This window comes from Sedimenticola selenatireducens, assembly GCF_963675335.2.
Taxonomy (GTDB): Bacteria; Pseudomonadota; Gammaproteobacteria; order Chromatiales; family Chromatiaceae; genus Sedimenticola; species Sedimenticola selenatireducens.
In genome coordinates, this window is sequence record NZ_CAXXYC010000004.1 from 544,558 (window position 1) to 567,925 (window position 23,368).

Here is a 23,368-nt window from a genome sequence, read left to right on the forward strand (position 1 = left end):
CACCATGAAAAAGGGACCTCAACAAAGTGAGGTCCCTGTCATTGATCCACATTGAAACCACTAGAGCGGTCTGATCAATTCTGCTCTTTCTTGTTGCGTCTCCATCCCAGTCCAGCCAGGCCGAGCCCCATGAGCAGCAGGGTTCCCGGTACCGGAATACCCGGAGGAGGCGGTGGTGTCGAGGCGCATGGAGGATCATTCGGGCTGTTGCACAGATTGACCGTCAGCAAGCCGAAGTCACCCACATTGTTCGAATCGAAGGCGCGTGCCTGGATGAGATATTGCCCGGCAGCGTAGCCGGTGGTATCCCACGACAACATTTGTGTGTTGGGATCGAAGGTCGGCAACGCGTTAATAAAGCCCGCACCCAGCACCAGGATGGGATCCCAGGACCCCGGCGGGCCAAGCAAGGCGCCATCTTCCGGATCCGTCGCGGTGAACGTATGCAGAATAGGTCCGGGACCGACCAGGGCATTGATAACGGCATCATCCACCATCGGCGCCTGGTTGGAGGCGGCATCCACACCGTCAAACATCCAGTCGAACTCCACAAATGAGCCGTCGCTGGCGATGATGTTGCCGCTGAAGGCGGCATCCGCACCCACATTCTGGCCACCGAGCGTGGTATTGTCGGTAATCAGGGCGCGGTTGGCATCTCCGATAATGGTCATCTGGCCGGTGGTGGTGTTAACGGTAAAACCTGGCACCTGAGAGTTGATGTTCAGGTTCAGCGCCTGGTTGTAGCTCAGGGCCAGCGCGTCCGGCGAAGTGGCATTGAGGCCTTGTGCATAGTCATTACCCGCCAAGCGGCTCACTTCCGGCTGAATGGTGCCGAAATCAAACGTGATCGGGGCGGCGTTGGTCCCATCCCAGGCGATGGCAGAGTTCAGGTCCCAGGAACTCTCACTCCAGTTACCCAGGCCTCCAACAGCTACCCGACAGCAGCTGCCCGCGGTGATGTTCAACACACCTTGGGTGGCATTGCTGACATCCACCGTGTAGACATTGGTACGCCTGTCATAGCGGGAATCCGAGGTATCCGTTGCCGTGCTCTGCAGCGTCATGCCGCCCACTCCGGTAACCGTCGGTGTATTTGCCTCACTGGTATTTTTACGCCAGAAGGTCGTCTGTACCACCGTCAGGATGCCGTTTTGAATCGTGGGGACCATGGCCCCCCCACGAAAGTGAGATGCTTCGGCGGTTATTGCGACAGACCCCAGCGATGTCGCGATGGCCGCGCAAATCAAGGTTTTCATTAGTGGTTTTTTCATTCTCCGCCCTCCGAAGTTTATCTCTGCACAAGCACTGCCCCTTCGCTCCATCGAAATATTAAAACCAACCCTACTGCTTATAATTCTCATAACAGTTCAAACTTACAGTTAAAATTCACTAACGCATTTTTAGTGCCATTAATTTCGCTAATCTTGCAATCAATTGTTTTTAAATGTTAATTAGAACTTTAAAATATGTTTAAATTCAACAAGTAAGCTTGGCAGTGTAAAATTTATCGACAGTAGATGGCTGTACATTTCAACGTTGCTATAGGGGGTTGAAACGAACGCAAGCCGACGAAATGTCACAAAAGTTCGGGTCGGAGGGTCACGTTCCCTCGTGCTTATTCGATGTGTAGCAACCCCATGTATCCGTTAAACTGCCTGGGCCACATCGCAATGCCCCGGAGGCGATTATCGATGCCGGTCACCTTGACTAAATCACAACTAACCGGAGTTTAAAGCATGCCTGAGGGGCCGGAAATCCGCCGCGCCGCGGACCAAGTAGAAGCGGCATTGAAAGCACGCCCCCTGGTCCAGGTACATTTTGGCCTGGATCATCTGAAGTCGCGGGGAGCGGCACTCATTGGTAGCCGGGTGTCCCGGATCGATACGATTGGTAAGGCAATGCTCACGCGATTTGATAACCAGCTGACCCTCTACACCCATAACCAGCTCTATGGCCGCTGGACCACCGGGCCGGCCGATCTGCAACCGGATACCAGGCGGCAATTGCGTGCGGCACTGGTCACAGACAGTTCAGCCGCTCACCTTTACAGCGCATCCACTATTGAGCTGTTGAATGACACACAGCTCCGAAAGCATCCTTTTCTGAGCAGACTGGGACCGGACATTCTGCACCCGGCAACGGACAAATCCTGTCTGATGGATCGACTGATGCAACCCGCCTTTCGCAACAGGCGTCTCGGCCACCTGCTCACCGATCAGACCTTTGTCGCCGGACTGGGCAACTACCTGCGCTGTGAGATCCTGTTCTTGAGCGGTCTGCACCCGACCCTGCGCCCCATTGACTGTAGCGGCGAGCAGCTGGCATCACTCACCCATGCACTGATTGAGCTGCCCAGACAGTCCTATCGCACCGGCGGCATTACCAACGATCCGGCCACGGCAGACCGCCTGATGTCATCCGGTGCCTCATTTGAGCAGGCCCGGTTTTATCTCTTCAGACGCGAAGGCCTGCCCTGTTACCGCTGCGGTCATCCGATCGAAAAAACCCCGAACGCGGGGCAGCCATGCTATTACTGCAGCCGATGCCAGCCAACGGCGGCCGGATAAAACAGATCCCGGCTTTATATATGACCCGTTCGGTCGATGGGTGTATAAGGGTGCAAAAGGCGAGGGATCATGCTACCAATCATTATCGACATTGAAGCTTCGGGATTCGGACGCGACAGCTACCCGATCGAGGTGGGCGTGATTCTCCCTGACCGACAATGTTTCTGTCGCATCATCAAACCGGCGGCGGACTGGACCTTCTGGGACAAAAGCGCCGAAGCGGTGCACGGCATCTCCAGACAACTGCTGCTGGATAAAGGAAAACCGCCCGAGCAGGTAGCCGACGAACTCAACCGGTTGCTCAAGGGCAGAAGGATCTACACCGATGCCTGGAGTCACGATATCTCCTGGATCGGCAAACTCTATGACCTGACCGGGATACCGCAACTCTTTACCCTGGACAGTCTGCGCAGTCTGATCAGCGAACAGCAGGTGCTGCTCTGGCAGCCGACCAAGGCGCAGGTGATTGCCGAGCTGAAACTGGCTCGCCATCGCGCCAGCACCGATGCGATGATTCTGCAGGAGACCTTCCGGCGAACCCATGAGCGCTGTGCTGATACGGACCAGGCGGAATATGCCCTGGATACAAACCCGGACGCGGGCACTCGATTGAGATGAAACTTTCCGACCTGCTTCAGGCCTTGGCGGTGGTCATCATCTGGGGATTTAATTTTGTGGTGATCAAGGTCGCGGTCACGGAAATACCGCCCCTTGCCCTTACCGCGCTCCGTTTTGCCTGGGTGGCCCTGCTGATCGCGCCTTTTTTCCGCCCGACCCGCGCCCAGTTCGGCAGCATTGCCGCTCTCGCCCTGGTGTTGGGCTTTGGCCACTTCGGTATGCTGTTTATCGGCCTGCGCGGCGCCGATGCGGCTACCACCGCACTGATGATCCAGCTCGGTATCCCGTTCAGCGTCATTCTCTCGACGCTGCTGTTTGCCGACAGCCTGGGCAAGGTACGCATACTCGGCATGGCGATGGCCTTTTCGGGTGCCGCCCTGCTGGCAGGTGAACCCGAGGGCGGCACGCCTCTGGCACTACTCTCACTGCTGGTTTCGGCGTTCTGCTGGGCCTGGGCCAATGTGCTGATCAAGCGGCGCAGCGACATCCACCCCCTGACCATCATTGGCTGGATGAGCCTGCTGGCGATGCCCATTCTGATTGTCGCCTCCGCGCTTTTCGAGTCCGGGCAGTTGACCGCCATCCAGACTGCCAGCGGGAATGCCTGGGCCGCACTCGGTTATATCGTTATCGGCTCATCCATCATCGCCTACTACCTCTGGTATCGCCTAATCGCCCGCCTGAGCATTAACCAGGTGGTCCCCTTCTCGCTGCTGGCGCCACTGCTCGGCGTGGCCGCCGGCATCCTGATTCTTGATGAGGCGTTCACGCTGTACAAGGCTATCGGCGGCACAATGACTATTGCCGGGGTTGCGCTGATTGAAATACGCCAGGCCAGGCTGCGCAAACTCAAGGTGCTGGCACCTGATATCTGACTTCATGCAACTGCGCAACCCGAGTCACAGATCGCGGTCGTGAAAACCTTATACTGGCGCCTCCTTTCATCTATTGTGTTCAGTATGTTGCGGATAGCAAAACAGCCGATGCCGGCCCTTGCGGTAACCCTCGCCCTGCTGCTCGTCTCCGCAGGGGCGGTGGCGGGAAGTCCGGTGACGGCCGAACCGGCGGCAAAATCCTACTTCGGCTCCCTGGCAAGCAAGGTTGCCCTGTCAGACAGACTGGAACGTTTCGACTTCGCCACCATCGCCCTGAACGAACTGATCAACGCCTACGATACCAGCTACCAGGAGAGCGCCCAGGAGCAGCACGGTAAACCGAAGGCACAACTGAAACTGGCCCGCTGGCGCAGAGAGTCAAAGATCTTCGTTGACCAGCTCAAGTCACAGTTTGCCGGCATCAGCGACCAAAGCCATATCGAGATTCAAGCCGACCAATCCGGAGCAATTATCCTGTTTATAGACAATGCGCCGGTTGTCATCAGTGGACCTGAAATCGGCAAGGCTGGTCAGATGGAGCAACGGATTATTGACCGCTTCTGCAAGCTGCACGACTGTACGCGCTACCACAACACCCCGCCCTCACCCTTGACTAGCGAAGTCCGGAAGGTCCGGGGTGGCTGGCATATCCAAAACCGGCAGGGGGCAACTTATGAAACCGACGACGGGCTGATTTTTGTTTTCCGCTCACTGGAAAACCGGGCGGAAAAACAGGCGCGTTGTGAGGCCATCGCCCATGATCTGCGCATGCTGGTCGCAGCCCTTCAGAACGCACAACGAGCCGGTTATGCAATCGACTGGACACTGCTGACCGTTGCCACGCTGCACGATGGCACCACCGAGCACATTGTCATCAACAGCGCAGGGGACTATCTGAATATGGATCTCAGCTTTTTTGGCAGTCACCGGGGGCTGAATCAACCGTTTCTCGGCTGGGCGGAGAAACGGGCAGCGGGCAAGCCCGCCTCCATAGTCATCACGGACGCAGAGCAGCTGGTCCGGTAAACCAACATGCATCGCGCCGGACTCAACCATCATTGAACAAGTTGCGCCGAAGTGACCGGGCCATGTCGGAAAGCTGCGACTCGGCAGACCGCCTGTCCATGATCTCCGGCCACTCCAGGTGAGCCAAGTGAAACGCGCTCTCCCTGCTCTCGACATCCACCAGTCTCAAGATGACTATCGATTCACCCTCCAGAGAGTCGCTGTTTATCAGGGACAGGGAAAAGCCGACAAACCAGGCGGCCGTCTGCGCCACCAGCGCAAGACGCTGATCTCCCTGAAATGGCGGATGGTGCGAGAATTCGGTAATCAGCGCGCTTAACTGTTCTGCCAGAGAGAGCAGATCCTCTCCCTCAGAGCGTCGGACACTGTGGGCGATTGCATCCAGGCTGGTTTGTTCGATTCCGGCGTAAAGCAGCAGCCGGGTATGGTCATCATAGATATAGACTGCAGTCCCCCTGTCAGCACCCTCACCAAGCCAGGTAGGCACCCATCCCTTGTCTTGAAGTTGCCGGCCATGATCCTTTCGCGCCTTGTACTTGGAGAAATCAGCGACATTGCCCATTGCTGCACCTCAGGTGACCGCATCATTACTTAAAAGGTAGTTTAACTACCCCGCAGTAACAAGTTTCTCCCCGGGAGAAATCGGCCGGTCCGGGAGCTGATTATGCAACAGGCGAACGCCCTACTCCTTCAGCAGTTGCGCCAACACCATCCCATCCTGAATATTCAGCGAGTGAGTGCTGCTAACCACCGTCACCTTCGACCGGCCCTGCAGCGCCTGAACCCGATTCATATCCTGACTGAACACCGGCACCAGCTCATCACCCATCCCAACCGGTCCGGGACGCACAATGGAGTGATAGGCGATCTGCGGATGTGGCTGGCTGTTCAGCCAGAACAGCAGGCTGCCGGGCTGCGCCGGTACCAGGTCGATCAGCGCCCCGCGGGATTCACGCAACACTCGGGTCTTGCCGCCGGTGAAGAAGTTCTGTACCAGGCAGAATGGATACGGTACGTCGGTACTCTCCAGCGCCTGCACCGCCCGTCCAGTACCGAGATGGGGAGAGGCGATGGTGATCAACGCCTTCGCATGAGGCACGCCACCCCGTACCAGCACGATACGGGCAACAATACCACCGGCGGAATGAGCCACCAGGGTGATCGGCTCATCCGGGTGCAGTTGGGCTACCTGATGCAACATCGCCTGCAGTTGATCTGCCTGTACCATCATCGGTGCCAGCGAGTGCAGTTCCACCTGGTAGAGACTGTTTTCACCTGCGTCTCCCAGCACCGGGATCAGCTCAACCCCGTAGGGGTCGGTGCGCAGAACACCGGCCCGCTTCCAGCCATCGGCCACCAGCACGGCATTGACGCCGCTGCTCTCCCAGGAGCTGGCGCTGCCCAGATAACCGTGCACCAGCACCGCCACATCGGCCTGCAACGGCGCGCTGCCAGAGAGTAGCGCCCCAACCACAAGCAACCGTTTCAACAGTTTCATACCTGCCTCCTTCAAATTCGGCCACTCAGGCCATCGACTGGTAATAGATATTCTGTGGATGTTTCGCCTCGGCGAAGAAATACCAGCGCTCGGCAATCAGTCCCAGATACTGCAGCGCGAAGGCCGCGATCGGTAGCGAGGGTGATTCCAGCGCATAGGCCGTGGCGATCAGCACCACCGGAATGGGGAACACCGCCAGCAGAAAGAACCAGCGGATCAGCCGCAGCGCCCCGGCTGTGCGGCCGTGGAAAAACTCCCTGGTATTGAATGCGCCACCCATGAATCCCTGACTTAGCTGTTTCATATTGGGATGGCGCACGCCAATGGCCGTGGTCAAACCATACTTGTCACGCAAGGCACGGTTTCTGGCCAGGGAAGTACCCCGCGAGACTGCCCCGAGCAGGGTAAAGATCACTGCCCAGATGCCAAACAGGGAGACCAGGTCAAAACTGACATAAGCGGAGAATGCTGCCGCGAACATGAAGCCGGAGGCCAGGCCCAGCAGGGTATAATTGAGTACCGTCAATGGCGTATACCACTCCTTGAGGAACTTCAGGCTGGCATAGATCATGGCCGTGCAGATGAACAGTGCAAAGGCCATCATGCTGGCCAGCAGGCCAATGATCAGGGTCAGATCTATCGGCAGGGTATCCGCCACCATGAACAGCGGCTGGGTCAAGCCGAAGAAGTGTGCCACGCCGTACAGGAACACCAGCAGCATGAACAGCGGCAGCACGATTACCTCACGGGAGAGCCAGGAGGTGCGCCACATGGTAACCGCACGCCAGGCCCGCTCCGGACGACCCAGGTGAAACACCGACGCGATCAATCCCAGCACCAGAAACAGCAGGGCAATGAGACTGCCGACCGCGTAGAATCCCAGGCTCTCCTGCACCGGAATCAGGTTGGCCAGGGCATACACCTGGCCGGTGAACAGGGCCAGAAACAGTCCCTGACCGATACCGATCAGGGTGGTGAGAAAGATTACCGAGAATGCCGGATGCATCGTTTTGTCCTATTTCTTAAAAACCTGATTTCAACCGCTAAGGACGCAAAGACCACAAAGGAAAAAGCGACCTGTATGCTCACGATCCGTCACCCGCCGGGTTGAACCGGAGGAGTTGCGCAGAGATGCTCCGTTTACGGACCTGGCGACGGAAATACAGGTAAGCCATTCCATCCCTTCGCGCACTTAGCGTTCTTCGCGGTTGAACCGAACCCATTGGTGAGCATGTAGTCCGTGCCCACTCTGCCCAATTACCAGGCCACATCGTCCAGGGTGTCGCCCTGCTCGATCGGCATCTCAACCTCTTCCTTACGCAACGGGTTGTCCGCACGAATCAGCTCATCCTCATGAATCTGCATCTGGCTGCGACGGCGCGGCAGGTAGTGATTGGCCGGCTGGGTGCCCCACTCCGGCTGCAGCTGGTAGCCACCCTGTTCGCGGATCGCCACCGAGGCGACCGAGTTGGGGTCATGGATGTCACCGAAAATGCGCGCCGAGGTGGGACAGGCCAGTACGCAGGCCGGCTTGCGCTCGGCCTCGGGCAGGCTCTCATCGGTCACCCGGTCGACACAGAGGGTGCACTTCTTCATCACCTTGTTCTGGGCGTCGATCTCGCGGGCGCCGTAGGGACAGGCCCAGGAGCAGTACTTGCAGCCGATGCACTTGTCGTAATCCACCAGCACGATGCCGTTGTCCGCGCGCTTGTAGCTGGCCCCGGTGGGACAGACCGGCACACAGGGGGGATCCTCACAGTGCAGGCAGGATTTGGGGAAGTGGACCGTTTCGGTATGGGGAAAACAGCCCACTTCGTAAGTCTGCACCCGATTGAAAAACACGCCGCTTGGATCGGCCCCGTAGGGATTCTCGTCCGGCATCGGGCCGGCCCAGCCGGAGCTGTTCCACTCCTTGCAACTGGTGACACAGGCGTGGCAGCCGACGCAGACGTTCAGATCAATAACCAGTGCCAGTTGGGTCATACCTTGCTCCGCTTCTTCCCGCTCAGGTTCCTGCCCAGCTTGCCGGCGAAGAATGACAGCCAGCGTCCGCGCCGGATAGTCTGCCCCGGCAGGGGTTTCATGGTGCTGAACTGGGGAGCGGTCTGTGCCGGCTCACCCGGTTCCGCCTTGTAGATCTTCACCCGCACATCGAACCAGGCTGCCTGACCGGTGACCGGATCGGAGTTTGACAGATGCTCGCCCGATTCGCAGGGAGGCAGCTCCTCCGGGATCAGGTGATTCAGCAGGAAACCCTTCTGGGATTCATTGGCCTTGGGCGACAGGCCCCAGGCCCCTGCCGCCTTGCCGATGGCGTTCCAGGTCCAGACCGTGCCCGGCTCCACCGCCTCCGAGTAACGGCACATGCAGCGCACCTTGCCGGTGGGTGACTCGACCCAGATCCAGTCACCGTCATCGATCCCCTTGGCGTGGGCCAGGGCCGGATTGACGAACAGGTAGTTGTGGGTATGGATCTGCCGCAGCCAGGCGTTCTGGGAATCCCAGGAGTGATACATCGCCATCGGCCGCTGGGTCAGGGCATTAAGCGGATACTCATGGGTGTCCACCAGCCGCGACAGCAGCGGTTCGCTGTAGAACGGCAGCGGATCAAAGTGCATCTCGACACGCTTGCGCAGCCGCTCCGGCGGCTTCCTTCCACTGCCCTTGCCCTGGGCGGCAAGTCGGAATTTCTGCAACACCTCGGAGTAGAGGTGAATGGTGATTGGCTCGGCGTAACGGATCATGCCGTGGTTGCGCGCCCAGTGCAGGTAGCCCTTGTTCCAGTTGCGCATGTACTGGTAGGACTTGGGCAGCTTGTAGTGGTAGTAGCAGTCGTTCTTCTGGTACATCTCCCACTGGCGCGGGTTGGGCTCGCCCTTGAGAAACTTCTCGCCGCCCTTGCCGCGCCAGCCGGCCAGAAAACCGATACCGGAGCCGGGCGAGGTCTCGTAGTTGGTAATGAAGTCCGGGTAATCGCGGTACTTGCGCTCGCCCTTCTCGTTGATGAAGGCGGGCAGTTTCAAGCGGCTGCCCAGCTCCACCAGCACCTCCTGGAACGGCTTGCACTGACCGGTCGGCGGCACCACCGGGATACGCACCGAGTCCACCGGTCCCTCGAATTCGGAGATCGGCCGGTCCAGCATGGAGAGGGCGTCATAGCGCTCCAGGTAGGTGGTATCCGGCAGCACCAGATCGGCGAAGGCCACGGTCTCCGACTGGAAGGCGTCACAGACGATCAGGAACGGGATCTTGTACTCGCCCGACTCATCCTTGTCGGTGAGCATGTGGCGGATCTGCTCGGTGTTCATGGAGGAGTTCCAGGCCATGTTGGCCATGAACAGCAGCATGGTGTCGATGGGATAGGGATCGCCGCGCCAGGCGTTGGTGATGGCGTTGTGCATCAGGCCGTGCACCGACAGCGGATACTCCCAGGAGAACGCCTTGTCCAGGCGCACCGCCTCGCCCTGCTCATCGACGAACAGGTCTTCAGGCTTCGACGGCCAGCCCAGCGGCATACCGTCCAGCGGCGTGTTGGGCTTGACCCCATCGGGTGAGTTGGGTGGCTTGGGACAGGGCGGAATCGGCCGCGGGAACGGCGCCTTGTGGCGAAAACCGCCGGGCCGGTCGATGGTCCCCAGCAGGGTCATTAGGATGCTCAGGGCACGGATCGACTGGAAACCGTTGGAGTGGGCGGCAATGCCGCGCATGGCATGGAAGGCCACCGGGTTACCGGTGATCGATTCGTGTTCGTTCTCCCAACTATCGGTCCACTGGATCGGCAGCTCGATCTTCTGATCCCGTGCCGTGACACCCATCTCATGGGCCAGTCGGCGGATGGTATCGGCCGGTATCCCGGTGATCCCTTCGGCCCACTCCGGGGTGTACTCCTCCAGCCGATCCTTAAGCAATTGAAAGGCCGGTTTTACCCGGGTGCCGTCTTCCAGGCGGAACTCCCCCAGCAGGCGTGGCTCGGTCCCCGGGGTGTGGGTGGAGATCTCCCGATCCAGGTCCCGATCCCACCAGAGCTTGTTCTCCGGATCGAAGCAGCCCTCCTCCACATGCATCTCGAAACGCTTGAACAGGCCGTGGTCGTCGCGCCGGGGATCGTCCACCACCAGTTCGGCGGCATTGGAGTACTGGGTCAGGAACTCCCGGTCGAACAGACCCTGCTTGATCAGTTCGTGGTTGATCGCCAGGATCAATGCCCCGTCGGTACCCGGCTTGATCGGCACCCACTCGTCGGCAATGGCGGAGTAGCCGGAGCGGATCGGATTGATGGAGATGAAGCGGCCACCCCGGCGCTTGAACTTGGAGATATGGATCTTCAGCGGATTGGAGTCGTGATCCTCGGCGGTGCCGATCATCACGAACAGCTTGGCCCGGTCCAGATCCGGACCGCCGAACTCCCAGAACGAGCCGCCGATGGTGTAGATCATCCCGGCGGCCATGTTGACCGAGCAGAAACCGCCATGGGCGGCATAGTTGGGCGTGCCGAACTGCTTGGCGAACAGACCGGTCAGCGCCTGCATCTGGTCGCGTCCGGTGAACAGGGCAAACTTCTTCGGGTCCTCGGCGCGAATCCGGGCCAGCCGTTCGCTGACCATCTCGAACGCCTGCTCCCAGGAGATCTCCTCAAATTCCGAACCGCCCCGCTCCGCGCCCGGTTTGCGCAGCAGGGGTTTGGTGATACGGGCCGGCGAATACTGCTTCATGATCCCGGAGGAGCCCTTGGCGCAGATCACCCCCTGGTTATGGGGATGCTTGGGATTGCCCTCAATATGGCGGATCTCGCCATCACGCAGGGTCACCCGGATTCCACAACGGCAGGCACACATGTAGCAGGTGGTGGTCTTGACCTCCACACGGCCCAGATCGTTGTCGGATTGGGTGGTTGGATCTTGCATGGGCGCTGTCCCGAATCAGTGAATGATAAAAATCATTAATTAATCCTATTCTAATATTCCATTGGTTGCCACCGCAACTGCAGTGCTGTTTATGACAACATGGAGTGAGTGTATGGGATAAAAGGGTTTACCCTACCTTACAAATCACCAACTTATGGTTTTTATCTGGCCGTTATTAGTGGAATGATCTGGAGATGGCACATTGTACTCTACACGGACCACCATGCGATTACCGACCTCCTCCAGGAGCAATCCCCCCCTGCGAGGGCCCGCTGACGTCGGCCTTTCCAGCCAGGTTCTTCAAGGAATCCCAAAGAGTACATTCAGCGTGGTTAAAAACCATGCCCGAAGAATCCGGTAACCATTAGAGCCTACGGATCTTGATGATCATTCCTGATGTTTTTCAGCATATGCCGGGTAAGTATAAACAGGAGTGATGACTCGTAGAGGGCTGCCAGCACTATGACACCTACGGTTATCCATACCGTCAGCAGGAGGGATATCATGCCGAAATGAAGCAGCAGATAGAGGGGGGAAAGAATCACCAGAGAACTCGCCAGTGACACCCAGAGCATGTGATAGCTGTAGGGTAATCTGCTATTCCTTAGCGGGAGGGTTTTCATATAATCAGTACCTTTACTGGCTGACCAGAAACGACTGCTTATACAACTCTCCTAACCTATAGAGCCTGCCCGCTGACAGGGCAAGCCATTTCCACAAAAAATACCACAGAATTTTTTGATATCGGCCGCTGTAGTGACCCGGCACGGCATGGGCCATCAATTTAATTGATCGTTTACCCGGCAATAAAAACAGGCAGCGGACAGCTACCTGCAAACTATTCTGGCCAAGCTGAATCGCCAACATCCGGCCGACCAAAGCCATTTCTTTTGTTTTAAAAAGGCACTCCAGGCCCGCGCCAATCCGGACCTGCCGGCACGGCGCGCGCGATCGCTTCACCGGCAGAACCCCAGCCCTCACAGCGGGCGGCTCCCGGACGTCCGCGCCACACGTTCAGCCAACCCTTACAGAAGGCGTAGAAGTGGAAAAAACGCAGTGTCCAGCGTCGCTGACTGGTACGTAGCGGTTTGACGCTGCAGATCAACTTATCGTCATACATAAAACGCTCTGACAACCCAATTGCCCCCCAGGCCCGCACCTTCACCCGTGAACCCAGCGGCAGGCGCGGACCCAGCACCACCGCATCCAGCAAGTCTCCCTCACCGCCGATATAGGCCGGCACACAACCATAGTTAAAGGGGCACGGGAATGGCGAAACAAAGTCGACATGGCCGGTGCTGCCGCGCTTGAGAAAACTGCCGCGCGGGATCTCTATCACCACCTCCACTTCGGGAGGGTCAGACTGTCGATCTTCAAATGTTGTCATACCCTGAGGATAGCGGAATTCCATTTCCGATTATGTTATGTCGTTGACTTTGCGAGACCGGGTCCGGTTAATGGAAGGCTGCTCCCGACATGATATAGACATTCCATCCTACTCTTAGTAGTGCAGTTATGGCTGGTAGACCCAAGAACATTAAGGAATGAGCTTCTATGGCGGGATGCCGCACTCTAAAATTATCCCTAAACATAGAACATGGATAGAGCAATGTGTCGGAATCGACACTATATTCTACAGCTGTATATTGTACCGAATGTGCGGGCTGTATAAACAGCGTTAACTTTCAAAACAAGGAACTACCATGAGTACATACCCAAGAACGTTCTCACACATCGGAATTTCTGTTCCTGATGTAGAAAAAGCGGTCAAATTTTACAGTGAAGTCATGGGCTGGTATCACATAATGGAGCCCACCGTCATTACCGAAGAATCAGCTACACCAATAGGCCAAATGTGTATTGATGTTTTTGGCAAGGGCTGGGGATCCTTTAAGATCGCTCACATGTCGACTGGTGACAAAATCGGTGTAGAAATGTTCGAGTTTAAAAACAATGAAACTCCGAAGGATTTTGAATACTGGAAAACGAGCACCTTTCACTTTTGCGTTCAGGACCCGGATATTGAAGGGCTGGTAGAAAAAATCGTGGCGCACGGTGGGAAGCAGCGAATGCCTATCCGTGAATATTACCCTGGAGAGAAGCCCTACAAGATGTGCTACGTCGAAGATCCATTCGGCCTCATCTTCGAAGTTTATTCGCATAGCTATGAGTTAACCTATTCACAGGGTGCGTACTAGAAAGTTATCAAACGCAACCAATTGGGGTCAGATGAAAAACTCAATCTCGTAGATGTAGGTTCAGGTATTCTGCCGCTCTACTGGGTCAGACGCCAGCCGATAGATCGAATGCATATCGGGCACTCTTTCGCTATGAACTTAATGAGGAAGTTTAGACGGATATTCAGCGGAGCGCTAATCAGGGGATGGCACTTGGAAATGAGCGTTTTCAAAGAAGAGATCGAGAGATTGTCTGGTCGGCGCGTCGCTAATTTGAAGCGTGGTCCGAAAGGCAAGGCTAGTGCCGAATAGTTTTTCATCTGACCCCAAATTCTGCTAGGTTACCAGTCACCGATGGAGTTCGAGCAAACGTGCGCATAACCAGGGGGTGTCAACTTTTTCGTGGGAACTCCCCTCCTTTGGGTCGCCCGACGCTCCTATCGTCGCGCGGTTTATATGGGCGTTATGTGACCGAGTTACCAATGAAAAACAATGCCACCCCCTGAAGAAATTCTGAGTGTTCTTAAAGAAATTGCCAATGATTGGCAATTTCTTGCAATTCTCTGGCACATTTATTTTGCAGTTCTAGCCTCAGTTCTTGTATTAGGTATACGCCCCTCAATGCGCCTGGTTGGTTTGGGGTTAGTTCTGCCTCTAGTATCCGTGAGCGCTTTGGCGTGGGCATCTGGAAATCCTTTCAACGGCATTTTCTTCACTTTTTCCGGTGCGGCATTGTTATTTATCTCATTCCGGTTGCCACGAGATGACATTCAAATTGCACCTTTATGGGCTAAGGTGATAGGCGCAATTATGTTTACCTTTGGTTGGGTCTATCCTCATTTTCTCGAGACGGCGTCGTTCTTCCCTTACTTATACTCCGCTCCTACAGGACTTATTCCGTGTCCCACACTTTCGATGGTTATCGGTCTTTCCATTATTGTTGGCAGCTTTGGTGTTCGTGCATGGTCGATTGTCCTAGGACTTTCCGGAACTTTTTATGGCGTTTTTGGGGCTGCACACCTAAGTGTGTCTCTTGATTGGGTTTTACTTTTAGGTGCGCTAGCAGTCATTCTCACCGTTTCCAAAGACAAAAAGAGGGATCGGAAGCATGCAGCCATATAGAAGGCAATAACGTCCGCTTCTGGATGGTTTCAGCCCGTGACATTGGTTAACCGCAGCCGAAAACAGACGTAGGATTTGAATCATCTCAGCGATCAACCAAAACCCGCTACCAGATTCAACCCAGTCTATTACCACTAATCACCAATCAGCCGTACACGAAACGAGCGCCCTTTCAATTTCCCCTCGGTCAGTTTTTTCAGGGCCGGTTTCACCGCACCACGACTCACTGCCACAAAGGCCCAGTTGTCCGCCACATTAATCTTGCCGACCTGCTGTCCGCTGATACCCCGCTCGCCGGTCAAGGCACCCAGAATATCACCCGGACGTATTTTCTGTTTTTTGCCACCATCAATCTGCAGCGTGGCCATGGCGGGCTTCATGGAGGGTCGATCCAGAAGCGTGAGGGGCGGCAACGGCTCGCTATCCAGAATCGGATCGATGCCGGCCTCCAGTTGCGCGACCCGGTAGCTCTCCCTGTCATCATACAAAGAACAAGCGATACCCTTGCTGCCGGCACGTCCGGTTCGACCAATCCGGTGCAGATGGCTCTCGGCATCATGAGCGATGTGATAGTTGATCACCGCGTCCAGCGCCTCGATATCCAGCCCCCGGGCCGCCACATCGGTGGCAACCAGGACCGAGATGCTTTTGTTGGCAAAGCGTATCAGTGTCTGATCCCGATCCCTCTGTTCCAGATCGCCGTGCAGCGCCAGGGCACTGAATCCAAAATCCATCAGCTGATCCGCCACAGCCTGGGTCTCTTTCTTGGTATTGCAGAACACCAGTGTCGACTCGGGATGAAACTGCAACAGCAGCAGACGCAGTGCGGTCAGACGCTGTTTGTTGTCAGTGACCTTGTAGAAGTGCTGTTCAATGCTAGCGCTATCGTGACTCGACTCCACTTGCACCATCACCGGCTGGGTCATGATGCGCCGGGCAATCGCCTGTATCTGATCGGGGAAGGTGGCACTGAACAGCAGTGTCTGTCGCTGCTTCGGTATCTGCTCAATAATCCGATCCAGCACCTCCTGAAAGCCCATATCCAGCATGCGATCGGCCTCATCCAGAATGAGCGTGCTCACATCCGCCAACTTCAGCGTCCCCCGGCCAAGGTGATCCTCGATACGCCCCGGGGTGCCGACGATAATGTGGGCACCGTGTTCCAGTGACCCCGCCTGGGGACCGAACGGCATGCCGCCGCACAGGGTCAGCACCTTGATATTATGGATACCCCGTCCCAGCCGGCGAATCTCCCCGGCCACCTGATCGGCCAGCTCCCGGGTCGGACAGAGCACCAGTGCCTGTACCCGGAACCTTTTTACATCCAGCCTCTGCAGCAGCCCCAGTCCAAACGCGGCGGTTTTCCCCGAGCCGGTCTTGCCCTGGGCGATCACATCCTGACCCGCCAGAATGGGCGGCAGGCTCCGGGTCTGTATCGGGGTCATTTCAGCATAGCCGAGGGTCGCCAGATTGTTCAGTAGCTCAGCGTGCAGATTCAGTGATGAGAAGCAGGTCGGGTTCACGTGGGTTGTCCTATCAAGGTATTGACTGTGTAAAGCATTCATCTGCTAACAGCGTACCCTCGGGACACGACTGGGAAATGTATGCGGTTTGTTCCGGCTGATGGGCCGCGTATATCATACGCCGGAATCGGCGCCAATCCTTGCAAATCCGCCCCCCGGTCTATTGTATGGACAAAAGAGTGCGGTCGGCACAGCCTGATCAACGCGACTCAGCGGGTTGATCTAAAAACCGGGACGGCACCAGGTGGCGTTCGCGCAAGAAAGGGTGGTAGTCCATCGCCGCCTTGATATTCTGGATCGCCAGCGCAGATCTTCCCTGACGCAGGCGGATGACTCCCCGCCCGGCCAGGGCGCCAAAATGACGCGGTTCCAGCTGCAGTGTCCGGGCGACATCGGCCAGGGCCTGTTCATAGTCATCCCGCAGAAAATGGATGGTGGCACGCTGGTTCCACGCCTCGGCGTACTCCGGATCTATCCCGGTCACCTGATCGAGTAACATTAGCGCCTTGGCATAATCCCCCCAGCGTCGCGCCTCCATTGCCTGCCGCATCAACCCATCAATCTCGGTATTGCCCGAGATCATCCACAATTTCCAGATCTCCTGTTCGATCCCGCGTGCAGTTACCTCATCTTGCGCCTGCTTCAGTTCGGCAAAGCGCTGATCCAGTAACGCATCACGCGCAGGCTCGGCGGCTACGGTACCGGCCAACAGCATGCTGACCCACAGCAATCTCAAGCTATGTAAAATCATCCGACTGCTCTCCAGTACAAAGTCCTACCCGATATTGTAGGTTACCGGTTTCAGGGGTTACTGAAGGACAGGTGATCACAGGGACTGGTCTTCTTCCATGCTCCGTCCTCAGGACCGTTGAGCATCGGCCCACAAATCGTGATCCGCCTCTAAATTACTCCCAAACACCCAGCGCAATAAAAACCTTTGTTGATGTGTGTCAATTTTACAGAACACCCGATCCGATAGACTACGCGTCTGCGATGAGGCGTGTAATTTTTCGCTTTGCATCCGTGCTGAAAGGGCTGATACCAAGGAAGCACAGGGAAGCACTGCCATTTCTTGTGGCCATGAGCCGTTAGAAATCACCAGGAACCCGATAGTTAGAGTATTGGTACCGTGCCGAGAGCGGTCCTGGGATGGATGCTTTCTGATGCCAACCATTCCCTTTGTACTGATTTTAAAGCTCCTGGAGCAGTTCCCGCCATGCATAAAGAGCGACGCCACTATACGATTCGCGCCCGCGTCACTGAGTTTCTGCTACCACCCATTGAAGACGGACTGGTACTGGGCCGGCACTCACCAATCGGTCATGTCGCGGTAAGCCGTGCTCTGGGCTTGTTGAGTGTGACACCTTTTGAACATGTACAGGTGGACGATGATGTGATCGGCGATATCCTGGTGCGCAGCGCCATTCTACGCAAGGTCACGGCTCCACAACTACGGGATTTCGTACTGTCCAGTATCAAGCCCTTCATGGGCCCAGAAGAAATCATCCAGCTCAATATCGATGTAGAAATCAGCCTCGAAAAGGAGGTTTGATGACCAATAAAGAACTCGGTATTGTCGACTGCCTATGCCCCAACGTAATTCTGGTCGATGCCTATCAGCGCTACAAGGAAGTAGCGGAACAGACGGATGCCCATGTCTTCGTGGTATTCACGGAACAGGGCGAGTTAATGGGTCTGGTGACAGAACGCCAGGCGGCACTGTTTCCCAATCGAATATTCGCTGACCTTCTACTACGCCGGCAGCCACCACCGGTGGATAACAGTGTCCCGATCCTGTCCACCCTGAACCGCATGGAGCAGGACTCTGTCAATCACCTGATGGTGGTCGATGGTAAGGGTCAGTATGTGGGCATCGTCTCGCGGCTATCGATCATCACCGCACTGGTGGAACGGGAGCGCGACCTGCGCAAAGACCTGGAGCACCTGCTCCTGGACTATCGACGCGAACTGGAAAACCGCCGCATTGCCACCGCCGTATTCGAGGCAACCAGCGAAGGCATCATGGTGACCGATGCCAAGCAACGCATCCAGTTGGTCAACCGCGCCTTCAGTAAAACTACCGGCTGGGCTGTTAAAGAAGCGATCGGCCAAACGCCACATATTCTGCACTCTGGCAAGCATGACGAAGCTTTCTACAAACAGATGTGGGACTGCCTCCAGGAGACCGGCGCCTGGGAAGGGGAGATCTGGAATAGGCGCAAGAGCGGCGACATCTATCCTGAATGGTTGCATATTAATGCCATTCGAAACGACCAGGGTGAGGTACGCTACTACGCCGGAGTATTCTCCGATGCCACACACCATCAGGAGATGCGCGCCCGACTGCATCACCTCGCTTACCATGATGCCCTCACCGGGTTGCCCAACCGTCAGCTGTTTTTGGATCGACTAACCCAGGCTGTGGCCCAGGCACGCCGTGACGGTGACAGCCTGGCCTTGCTGTTCATCGACCTCGACGGATTCAAGGAGGTGAATGACACCCTGGGCCATCTGGTCGGCGACAAGCTGTTGTGCCAGATCGCCAACCTGTTACAGAGTGCCGTCCGTGAAAACGATACCGTAGCCCGACTCGGCGGTGACGAGTTCACCGTAATTACCCAGACCGGCACAGATCAAACCGGTGTCATCACCATTGCAGAAAAATTGCTCTCCACCCTGACTCACCAGTTTAATATCGATGGGCATGAACTGTTTGTCTCCGCCAGCATAGGCATCAGCCGTTTCCCGGAGGATGGGGATTCCCCTGAAGTACTGCTGATGGAGGCGGATAACGCCATGTACCAAGCCAAGGCCATCGGCAGAGGCCGCTACCATTTTTATTCGGCATCCGGACACAACCGGTTCGTCGAGAAGGTACAGATGAGCGCACGTTTGCGCCAGGCCTTGGCGGAAAAAGAGATTACAATTGCCTGGCAACCGCAAGTGAATATGGCAACCGGCGGTGTCGTGGGCATGGAGGCGCTGGCGCGCTGGAGCCCGGACGGGAAGGCGGTTTCACCCGAACTGTTTATCACATTGGCTGAACAGACCGGCCTGATCAACCAGCTGGGCGAACAGGTACTGCAAATCGCAGCGGGCCAGGCCGCGGCAATACTGGCAGAATACCCTCGTGCCGGAACACCATTGAGCTTCGCCATCAATCTCTCGCCGTTTCAGGTAAATTCTGCCGGAAAAGACCGGGATACCGACAACCTCGCTGATACCATCCTGGGGATACTCACACAACATGGACTCCCAACCAACGTGGTGGAGCTGGAACTGACGGAGACCGCCGTCACCAGTCATCGTGAAGGGATAAGCGATATATTTCAGACTCTCGGCGATGCGGGAATCCAGATTGCCGTGGATGATTTCGGCACCGGCTGTTCAAATCTTGCCACCATCAAACAGTTACCGGTACATAAGCTCAAACTGGACCGATCCCTGGTGATGGACCTGTGTGATGATCCGACCGACCGCGAAATCGCCACTGCGGTTATCACGATGGCCCGCGCCCTGAATCTCAAGGTTGTGGCAGAAGGGGTAGAGACCGAGGAGCAGGCCGCTATCCTGCGTACCATGGGGTGTGACATCGCGCAGGGCTACCTCTACAGCCGACCTCTGCCGATGACCGAGTTGCGCAGCTGGCTTGCCAAACAAGCAGATTGACAGACTACTCGCCACACCCACACCCCGCCTCATCGGCTATCTGCCGATGGAGTGCAAGATAGCGCTCATTCACAGACGGTCCAAATAGTGGATCTATCGGAGGCGGTACCGCCGCATCCACATCACGCCAGTCTTGGTCAGACAGCAGTTTTTCGGCAAGCGGGAATATCTCCGACTCCTCCTTTTTCATATGACTGCGGAAGTATGCGATGTAGGTCTCTGCCGGACCCTCAACACTGGTCCTGCTCAACATCGCCCCGGCAACGACAGCCTCGAGATTGCCAAACAACTTCATGCCGCTTTCCCGCAGTACCACATGCTGCTCCATCAGCTCATCCACCACGGACCGCGTACTGGAGTCAACTTTCTTAACCATGTCAAAGACAAGATCCTCTTTTGGATGATGGAAGAGATCGGGGAAATGTGTCATGTAATAAATAATGTCTTGCATGAGCTCATAGTCTGGAGTTTCATCCTCATGAAAAAGCTTAATCTGCACTTCAAGAAGGTTAAGAAGTCGTGAGAAATTCACATGGTCTTTACGCCAAGTATCGATTATGTCTGACATAACTGCTTCCTCCATTCAGGAATAGGCTAAACCTAACTAACTTATCGTAGCACACCCTAAAAATGCCATTCGCACAGGCCACGGCCATAGCCGGAACCGAATCAAAATGGAGGTCTGGACATCAGTCATCAATAACACCTGCATTGTAGATTGTCGGTTGCGATCTACTACACTTTCAGCCTACCAGGCGGAATCATCATAATGCGCTTTCATAGGTGAGGTTGTGCATATCCCGATATGCTGTTGCGGGTCAGGTTGAATCTGACACACTCCCACGAATTATCGATTGGCACAAACGCCTGCCAAGGTGATTAGACAAAGGAGGTTGAGATGAACGCGGATATTGCTGAAGCTGACAGCAAGCAACTCAAAGGCAAGATAGAGGAAGAGATTCATTCGCGCAGGTTGGTATTACGCGGGGTACTTGCTGTAGGTTGCAGCCTGGTATTCCCGGTCGCACTGATCGGGTGTGACTCAAAGGAGGGCGAAAAATCATCCAGCGCCGCTCCGGCGGGCTCTTCCCCGAGCGGCACCAACACGGAATCTGCCGCTCCAGCTACCGAAGTGGTAAAAGCACCACAGCAAGTCGTTCAATATCAGACTGAACCAAGGAACGGACAGAAATGCGATGGGTGTCTGCATTTCATCGCCGGCTCAAATAGCTGCAAGTTGGTGGAAGGCCAGATCAGCCCGGATGGCTGGTGCACCCTGTGGACCAAAAAGAGCTGAGTCCTAGCGGGCTATTCCGGTAGACGTGCATGTAGGATGTGCTGAGCGCAGCGATGCGCATCGTTTCACTCACCGCATCCTGCAGGCTTCTCTCGCTCGCCATGGGGTGCTGAAACGCACCCACATACTTTGATTTCCAAGCACCTCAGGATTCCAGTGCTTCCCAGCGCCCGTAGGCCGCGTTGAGCGCCGTCTCGGTATCCTGCAGTTGTCGCTGCACCTCGGCCTTCTCTTCCTTGGGTCGTTTATAGAAGGCGGGATCAGCCACGGTCATTTGCAGCTTTTCCAGTTCACCTTCCAGCTGTTCGATCCGCTTTGGCAGGGCATCCAGTTCACGCTGATCCTTGTAGCTCAGTTTTTTCGGTTTGCCGGAGGGCGTTACCGGCTCGCGCCTCCCAGACTCCGGTTTGGCGGATACCGGTTTGGCCGTGTTCTCAACCAGCGGGGCCTTACGTTGACTGAGCCAGTCATCATAGCCACCTACGTACTCGTTGATCCGCCCCTCCCCTTCGAACACCAGGGTGCTGGTCACAACGTTGTTGAGGAAAACCCGGTCATGACTAACCAGCAACAGAGTGCCCTGATAATCCAGCAACAGCTCCTCCAGCAGCTCCAGGGTCTCCACGTCGAGATCGTTGGTGGGTTCGTCCATCACCAGCACGTTGGCACTCTTGCTGAACAACCGCGCCAGCAGCAGTCGGTTGCGTTCCCCACCGGAGAGCGCCTTGACCGGCTGCCGCACCCGATCCGGAGCAAACAGGAAGTCCTGCAGATAGCTGATCACGTGCTTGCTGCTGCCGTTGATCTCCACCTTGTCACTGCCGTCGGCCACGTTGTCCTGCACCGACTTTTCATCATCCAGCTGGGCGCGCAACTGATCGAAATAGGCCACCTCCAGCTTGGTGCCGTGTTTCACCGCGCCGCTGTCCGGCTGTAATTTTCCCAACAGCAGGTTGAGCAGGGTGGTCTTGCCGGCACCGTTGGGGCCGATTACGCCGATGCGGTCGCCGCGCATGATGGTGGTGGTGAAGTCGCGCACAATGGGCACACCATCCCAGGCGTAGCTGATCCCTTCCGCCTCGATCACCAGCTTGCCGGAGCGTTCTGCCTGTTGCAGTGCCATGCTGACATTGCCGGCGCGTTCACGGCGCTGCCGGCGCTCGGCGCGCAGCGCCTGCAGCGCCCGCACCCGGCCTTCATTGCGGGTACGCCGCGCCTTGATCCCCTGGCGGATCCACACCTCCTCCTGGGCCAGCTTCTTGTCGAAGCGGGCGTTGGCCTTCTCCTCGGCGTTCAGCATCTCCGCCTTGCGGCGCTGGAAGTTTTCGTAGTCCCCCGGCCAGTCGGTGAGCTGGCCCCGGTCCAGTTCGATAATGCGGGTAGCCAGTTTGCGCAGGAACATGCGGTCATGGGTCACGAACAGCAGGGTGCCTTCGTAATTGAGCAGAAACTCTTCCAGCCAGTCGATGGAGGCAATATCCAGGTGGTTGGTCGGCTCATCCAGCAGCAGCAGATCCGGCGCCTGCACCAGGGCGCGGGCCAATAGCACCCGGCGCTTGAGGCCACCCGACAGCGCGGCAAAGGCGATATCCGGATCCAGGGAGAGCCTGGAGATCACCGTCTCCACCCGCTGCTCCGACTGCCAGCCATCCACCGCCTCCAGCTCATGCTGCACCCGGGAGAGCTGATCCAGCAGTTTGTCACTGCTCTCGCTGGCCAGCCGATGGCTGATCTGGTGAAAGCGGCGCACCAGATCACCCAGTTCACCCAGGCCGGTGGCCACCACGTCGAACACCGTCCCCTCGATGCCGGCGGGTACCTCCTGGGTCAGGCGGGTGATCACCGCCCCCTGTTGAACGGAAAACTCTCCGTCATCCGCCTGCAGTTCTCCGGCGATCAGCTTCATCAGGGTCGATTTTCCGGCGCCGTTGCGTCCCAGCAGACAGATCCGTTCGCCCCGTTCAATTGCCAGGTCCAGATTATCCAGCAGGGCCGGGCCGCCAAAGCCCAGTTGTATCTTGCGCAGATTGATCAGCGCCATTGCTCACCCGTTACACCGTTATCCAAAGGGACGCCGATTGTACCCCAGCCG

General features: G+C 56.7%; 22 protein-coding genes. 9 read left to right on the forward strand and 13 right to left on the reverse strand.

The features are described 5' to 3' along the window. Window positions 1-74: 74 nt before the first annotated feature. On the reverse strand, window positions 75-1,271 hold the full coding sequence (locus tag ACHZBF_RS13725; RefSeq protein ID WP_169720356.1) for a PEP-CTERM sorting domain-containing protein: 1,197 nt from the start codon (window positions 1,269-1,271) through the stop codon (window positions 75-77). A 465-nt stretch (window positions 1,272-1,736) separates the two neighbouring features. Between ACHZBF_RS13725 and nei the strand changes: the two genes are divergently transcribed. From nei to ACHZBF_RS13745, 4 genes are all read left to right on the forward strand, one after another. Next, entirely contained in the window at window positions 1,737-2,567 is an 831-nt protein-coding gene (nei, locus tag ACHZBF_RS13730; protein ID WP_321528755.1) for an endonuclease VIII, read from the forward strand. Window positions 2,568-2,636: 69 nt separating this feature from the next. After that, window positions 2,637-3,185: a 3'-5' exonuclease gene (locus ACHZBF_RS13735; RefSeq protein ID WP_321528756.1), complete on the forward strand. Its 549-nt coding sequence runs from the start codon at window positions 2,637-2,639 to the stop codon at window positions 3,183-3,185. After that, window positions 3,182-4,060, forward strand: a complete 879-nt coding sequence (locus ACHZBF_RS13740) for a DMT family transporter (RefSeq protein ID WP_029132111.1) — start codon at window positions 3,182-3,184, stop codon at window positions 4,058-4,060. Before ACHZBF_RS13735 ends, ACHZBF_RS13740 begins: the two co-directional genes overlap by 4 nt. An 84-nt stretch (window positions 4,061-4,144) precedes the next feature. Further along, complete coding sequence (locus ACHZBF_RS13745; RefSeq protein WP_321528757.1) at window positions 4,145-5,086, forward strand: hypothetical protein; 942 nt, start codon at window positions 4,145-4,147, stop codon at window positions 5,084-5,086. 22 nt (window positions 5,087-5,108) lie between these two features. On the opposite strand, the gene ACHZBF_RS13750 is transcribed toward ACHZBF_RS13745, so the two are convergent. The 8 genes from ACHZBF_RS13750 to ACHZBF_RS13785 all read right to left on the reverse strand — a co-directional run bounded on the left by ACHZBF_RS13750 (window position 5,109) and on the right by ACHZBF_RS13785 (window position 12,875). Next, window positions 5,109-5,648, reverse strand: a complete 540-nt coding sequence (locus ACHZBF_RS13750) for a hypothetical protein (RefSeq protein WP_273438145.1) — start codon at window positions 5,646-5,648, stop codon at window positions 5,109-5,111. Between the two features lie 120 nt (window positions 5,649-5,768). Next, window positions 5,769-6,584, reverse strand: coding sequence for an esterase/lipase family protein (locus ACHZBF_RS13755; protein ID WP_321528758.1), 816 nt, complete (start codon window positions 6,582-6,584; stop codon window positions 5,769-5,771). A 25-nt stretch (window positions 6,585-6,609) separates the two neighbouring features. Then, window positions 6,610-7,590 carry a dimethyl sulfoxide reductase anchor subunit family protein gene (locus ACHZBF_RS13760; protein ID WP_029132107.1) on the reverse strand — a complete coding sequence of 327 codons (981 nt, stop codon included), beginning with the start codon at window positions 7,588-7,590 and terminating at the stop codon, window positions 6,610-6,612. Window positions 7,591-7,841: 251 nt separating this feature from the next. After that, window positions 7,842-8,567, reverse strand: a complete 726-nt coding sequence (locus ACHZBF_RS13765; protein ID WP_029132106.1) for a 4Fe-4S dicluster domain-containing protein — start codon at window positions 8,565-8,567, stop codon at window positions 7,842-7,844. After that, window positions 8,564-11,488, reverse strand: a complete 2,925-nt coding sequence (gene soeA, locus ACHZBF_RS13770; RefSeq protein WP_321528759.1) for a sulfite dehydrogenase subunit SoeA — start codon at window positions 11,486-11,488, stop codon at window positions 8,564-8,566. The genes ACHZBF_RS13765 and soeA overlap by 4 nt, the downstream gene beginning before the upstream one ends. 371 nt (window positions 11,489-11,859) lie before the next feature. Further along, window positions 11,860-12,111: a hypothetical protein gene (locus tag ACHZBF_RS13775; protein WP_321528760.1), complete on the reverse strand. Its 252-nt coding sequence runs from the start codon at window positions 12,109-12,111 to the stop codon at window positions 11,860-11,862. A 13-nt stretch (window positions 12,112-12,124) separates the two neighbouring features. Beyond that, window positions 12,125-12,373 (reverse strand): hypothetical protein, encoded by a 249-nt coding sequence (locus ACHZBF_RS13780; RefSeq protein ID WP_321528761.1) that lies wholly within the window; start codon window positions 12,371-12,373, stop codon window positions 12,125-12,127. Between the two features lie 10 nt (window positions 12,374-12,383). Continuing rightward, on the reverse strand, window positions 12,384-12,875 hold the full coding sequence (locus tag ACHZBF_RS13785; RefSeq protein ID WP_321528762.1) for an inorganic diphosphatase: 492 nt from the start codon (window positions 12,873-12,875) through the stop codon (window positions 12,384-12,386). A 316-nt stretch (window positions 12,876-13,191) separates the two neighbouring features. Between ACHZBF_RS13785 and ACHZBF_RS13790 the strand changes: the two genes are divergently transcribed. Then, window positions 13,192-13,686 carry a lactoylglutathione lyase family protein gene (locus ACHZBF_RS13790; protein WP_029132101.1) on the forward strand — a complete coding sequence of 165 codons (495 nt, stop codon included), beginning with the start codon at window positions 13,192-13,194 and terminating at the stop codon, window positions 13,684-13,686. 471 nt (window positions 13,687-14,157) lie between these two features. Then, on the forward strand, window positions 14,158-14,787 hold the full coding sequence (locus ACHZBF_RS13795; RefSeq protein ID WP_321528763.1) for a hypothetical protein: 630 nt from the start codon (window positions 14,158-14,160) through the stop codon (window positions 14,785-14,787). Between the two features lie 134 nt (window positions 14,788-14,921). Here the strand turns inward: ACHZBF_RS13795 and dbpA are convergent, their stop codons facing one another. Then, window positions 14,922-16,310 carry an ATP-dependent RNA helicase DbpA gene (gene dbpA, locus ACHZBF_RS13800; RefSeq protein ID WP_029132097.1) on the reverse strand — a complete coding sequence of 463 codons (1,389 nt, stop codon included), beginning with the start codon at window positions 16,308-16,310 and terminating at the stop codon, window positions 14,922-14,924. Window positions 16,311-16,509: 199 nt separating this feature from the next. Then, a complete protein-coding gene (locus ACHZBF_RS13805; protein ID WP_321528764.1) occupies window positions 16,510-17,061 on the reverse strand; it encodes a tetratricopeptide repeat protein in 552 nt (183 codons plus the stop codon). A gap of 465 nt (window positions 17,062-17,526) precedes the next feature. Here ACHZBF_RS13805 and ACHZBF_RS13810 point away from each other — a divergent pair, with 465 nt between their 5' ends. Both ACHZBF_RS13810 and ACHZBF_RS13815 read left to right on the forward strand, forming a co-directional pair. Further along, window positions 17,527-17,862 carry a hypothetical protein gene (locus ACHZBF_RS13810; RefSeq protein ID WP_029132096.1) on the forward strand — a complete coding sequence of 112 codons (336 nt, stop codon included), beginning with the start codon at window positions 17,527-17,529 and terminating at the stop codon, window positions 17,860-17,862. Further along, window positions 17,862-19,979 (forward strand): putative bifunctional diguanylate cyclase/phosphodiesterase, encoded by a 2,118-nt coding sequence (locus tag ACHZBF_RS13815; protein WP_321528765.1) that lies wholly within the window; start codon window positions 17,862-17,864, stop codon window positions 19,977-19,979. The genes ACHZBF_RS13810 and ACHZBF_RS13815 overlap by 1 nt, the downstream gene beginning before the upstream one ends. Before the next feature lie 4 nt (window positions 19,980-19,983). On the opposite strand, the gene ACHZBF_RS13820 is transcribed toward ACHZBF_RS13815, so the two are convergent. After that, a complete protein-coding gene (locus ACHZBF_RS13820; protein WP_273438161.1) occupies window positions 19,984-20,547 on the reverse strand; it encodes a hemerythrin domain-containing protein in 564 nt (187 codons plus the stop codon). 330 nt (window positions 20,548-20,877) lie between these two features. Between ACHZBF_RS13820 and ACHZBF_RS13825 the strand changes: the two genes are divergently transcribed. Next, complete coding sequence (locus ACHZBF_RS13825; protein WP_321528766.1) at window positions 20,878-21,276, forward strand: hypothetical protein; 399 nt, start codon at window positions 20,878-20,880, stop codon at window positions 21,274-21,276. 145 nt (window positions 21,277-21,421) lie between these two features. On the opposite strand, the gene uup is transcribed toward ACHZBF_RS13825, so the two are convergent. Then, a complete protein-coding gene (gene uup / locus ACHZBF_RS13830; protein WP_029132093.1) occupies window positions 21,422-23,317 on the reverse strand; it encodes an ATP-binding cassette ATPase Uup in 1,896 nt (631 codons plus the stop codon). Window positions 23,318-23,368 lie beyond the last annotated feature (51 nt).

Excerpts from the sequence above, each read along its gene's own strand:
- ACHZBF_RS13725 (WP_169720356.1), bottom strand. The coding sequence starts at position 1,271 with ATGAAAAAACCACTAATGAAAACCTTGATTTGCGCGGCCATCGCGACA.
- nei (WP_321528755.1), top strand. The coding sequence starts at position 1,737 with ATGCCTGAGGGGCCGGAAATCCGCCGCGCCGCGGACCAAGTAGAAGCG.
- ACHZBF_RS13735 (WP_321528756.1), top strand. The coding sequence starts at position 2,637 with ATGCTACCAATCATTATCGACATTGAAGCTTCGGGATTCGGACGCGAC.
- ACHZBF_RS13740 (WP_029132111.1), top strand. The coding sequence starts at position 3,182 with ATGAAACTTTCCGACCTGCTTCAGGCCTTGGCGGTGGTCATCATCTGG.
- ACHZBF_RS13745 (WP_321528757.1), top strand. The coding sequence starts at position 4,145 with ATGTTGCGGATAGCAAAACAGCCGATGCCGGCCCTTGCGGTAACCCTC.
- ACHZBF_RS13750 (WP_273438145.1), bottom strand. The coding sequence starts at position 5,648 with ATGGGCAATGTCGCTGATTTCTCCAAGTACAAGGCGCGAAAGGATCAT.
- ACHZBF_RS13755 (WP_321528758.1), bottom strand. The coding sequence starts at position 6,584 with ATGAAACTGTTGAAACGGTTGCTTGTGGTTGGGGCGCTACTCTCTGGC.
- ACHZBF_RS13760 (WP_029132107.1), bottom strand. The coding sequence starts at position 7,590 with ATGCATCCGGCATTCTCGGTAATCTTTCTCACCACCCTGATCGGTATC.
- ACHZBF_RS13765 (WP_029132106.1), bottom strand. The coding sequence starts at position 8,567 with ATGACCCAACTGGCACTGGTTATTGATCTGAACGTCTGCGTCGGCTGC.
- soeA (WP_321528759.1), bottom strand. The coding sequence starts at position 11,488 with ATGCAAGATCCAACCACCCAATCCGACAACGATCTGGGCCGTGTGGAG.
- ACHZBF_RS13775 (WP_321528760.1), bottom strand. The coding sequence starts at position 12,111 with ATGAAAACCCTCCCGCTAAGGAATAGCAGATTACCCTACAGCTATCAC.
- ACHZBF_RS13780 (WP_321528761.1), bottom strand. The coding sequence starts at position 12,373 with ATGGCTTTGGTCGGCCGGATGTTGGCGATTCAGCTTGGCCAGAATAGT.
- ACHZBF_RS13785 (WP_321528762.1), bottom strand. The coding sequence starts at position 12,875 with ATGACAACATTTGAAGATCGACAGTCTGACCCTCCCGAAGTGGAGGTG.
- ACHZBF_RS13790 (WP_029132101.1), top strand. The coding sequence starts at position 13,192 with ATGAGTACATACCCAAGAACGTTCTCACACATCGGAATTTCTGTTCCT.
- ACHZBF_RS13795 (WP_321528763.1), top strand. The coding sequence starts at position 14,158 with ATGCCACCCCCTGAAGAAATTCTGAGTGTTCTTAAAGAAATTGCCAAT.
- ACHZBF_RS13805 (WP_321528764.1), bottom strand. The coding sequence starts at position 17,061 with ATGATTTTACATAGCTTGAGATTGCTGTGGGTCAGCATGCTGTTGGCC.
- ACHZBF_RS13810 (WP_029132096.1), top strand. The coding sequence starts at position 17,527 with ATGCATAAAGAGCGACGCCACTATACGATTCGCGCCCGCGTCACTGAG.
- ACHZBF_RS13815 (WP_321528765.1), top strand. The coding sequence starts at position 17,862 with ATGACCAATAAAGAACTCGGTATTGTCGACTGCCTATGCCCCAACGTA.
- ACHZBF_RS13820 (WP_273438161.1), bottom strand. The coding sequence starts at position 20,547 with ATGTCAGACATAATCGATACTTGGCGTAAAGACCATGTGAATTTCTCA.
- ACHZBF_RS13825 (WP_321528766.1), top strand. The coding sequence starts at position 20,878 with ATGAACGCGGATATTGCTGAAGCTGACAGCAAGCAACTCAAAGGCAAG.
- uup (WP_029132093.1), bottom strand. The coding sequence starts at position 23,317 with ATGGCGCTGATCAATCTGCGCAAGATACAACTGGGCTTTGGCGGCCCG.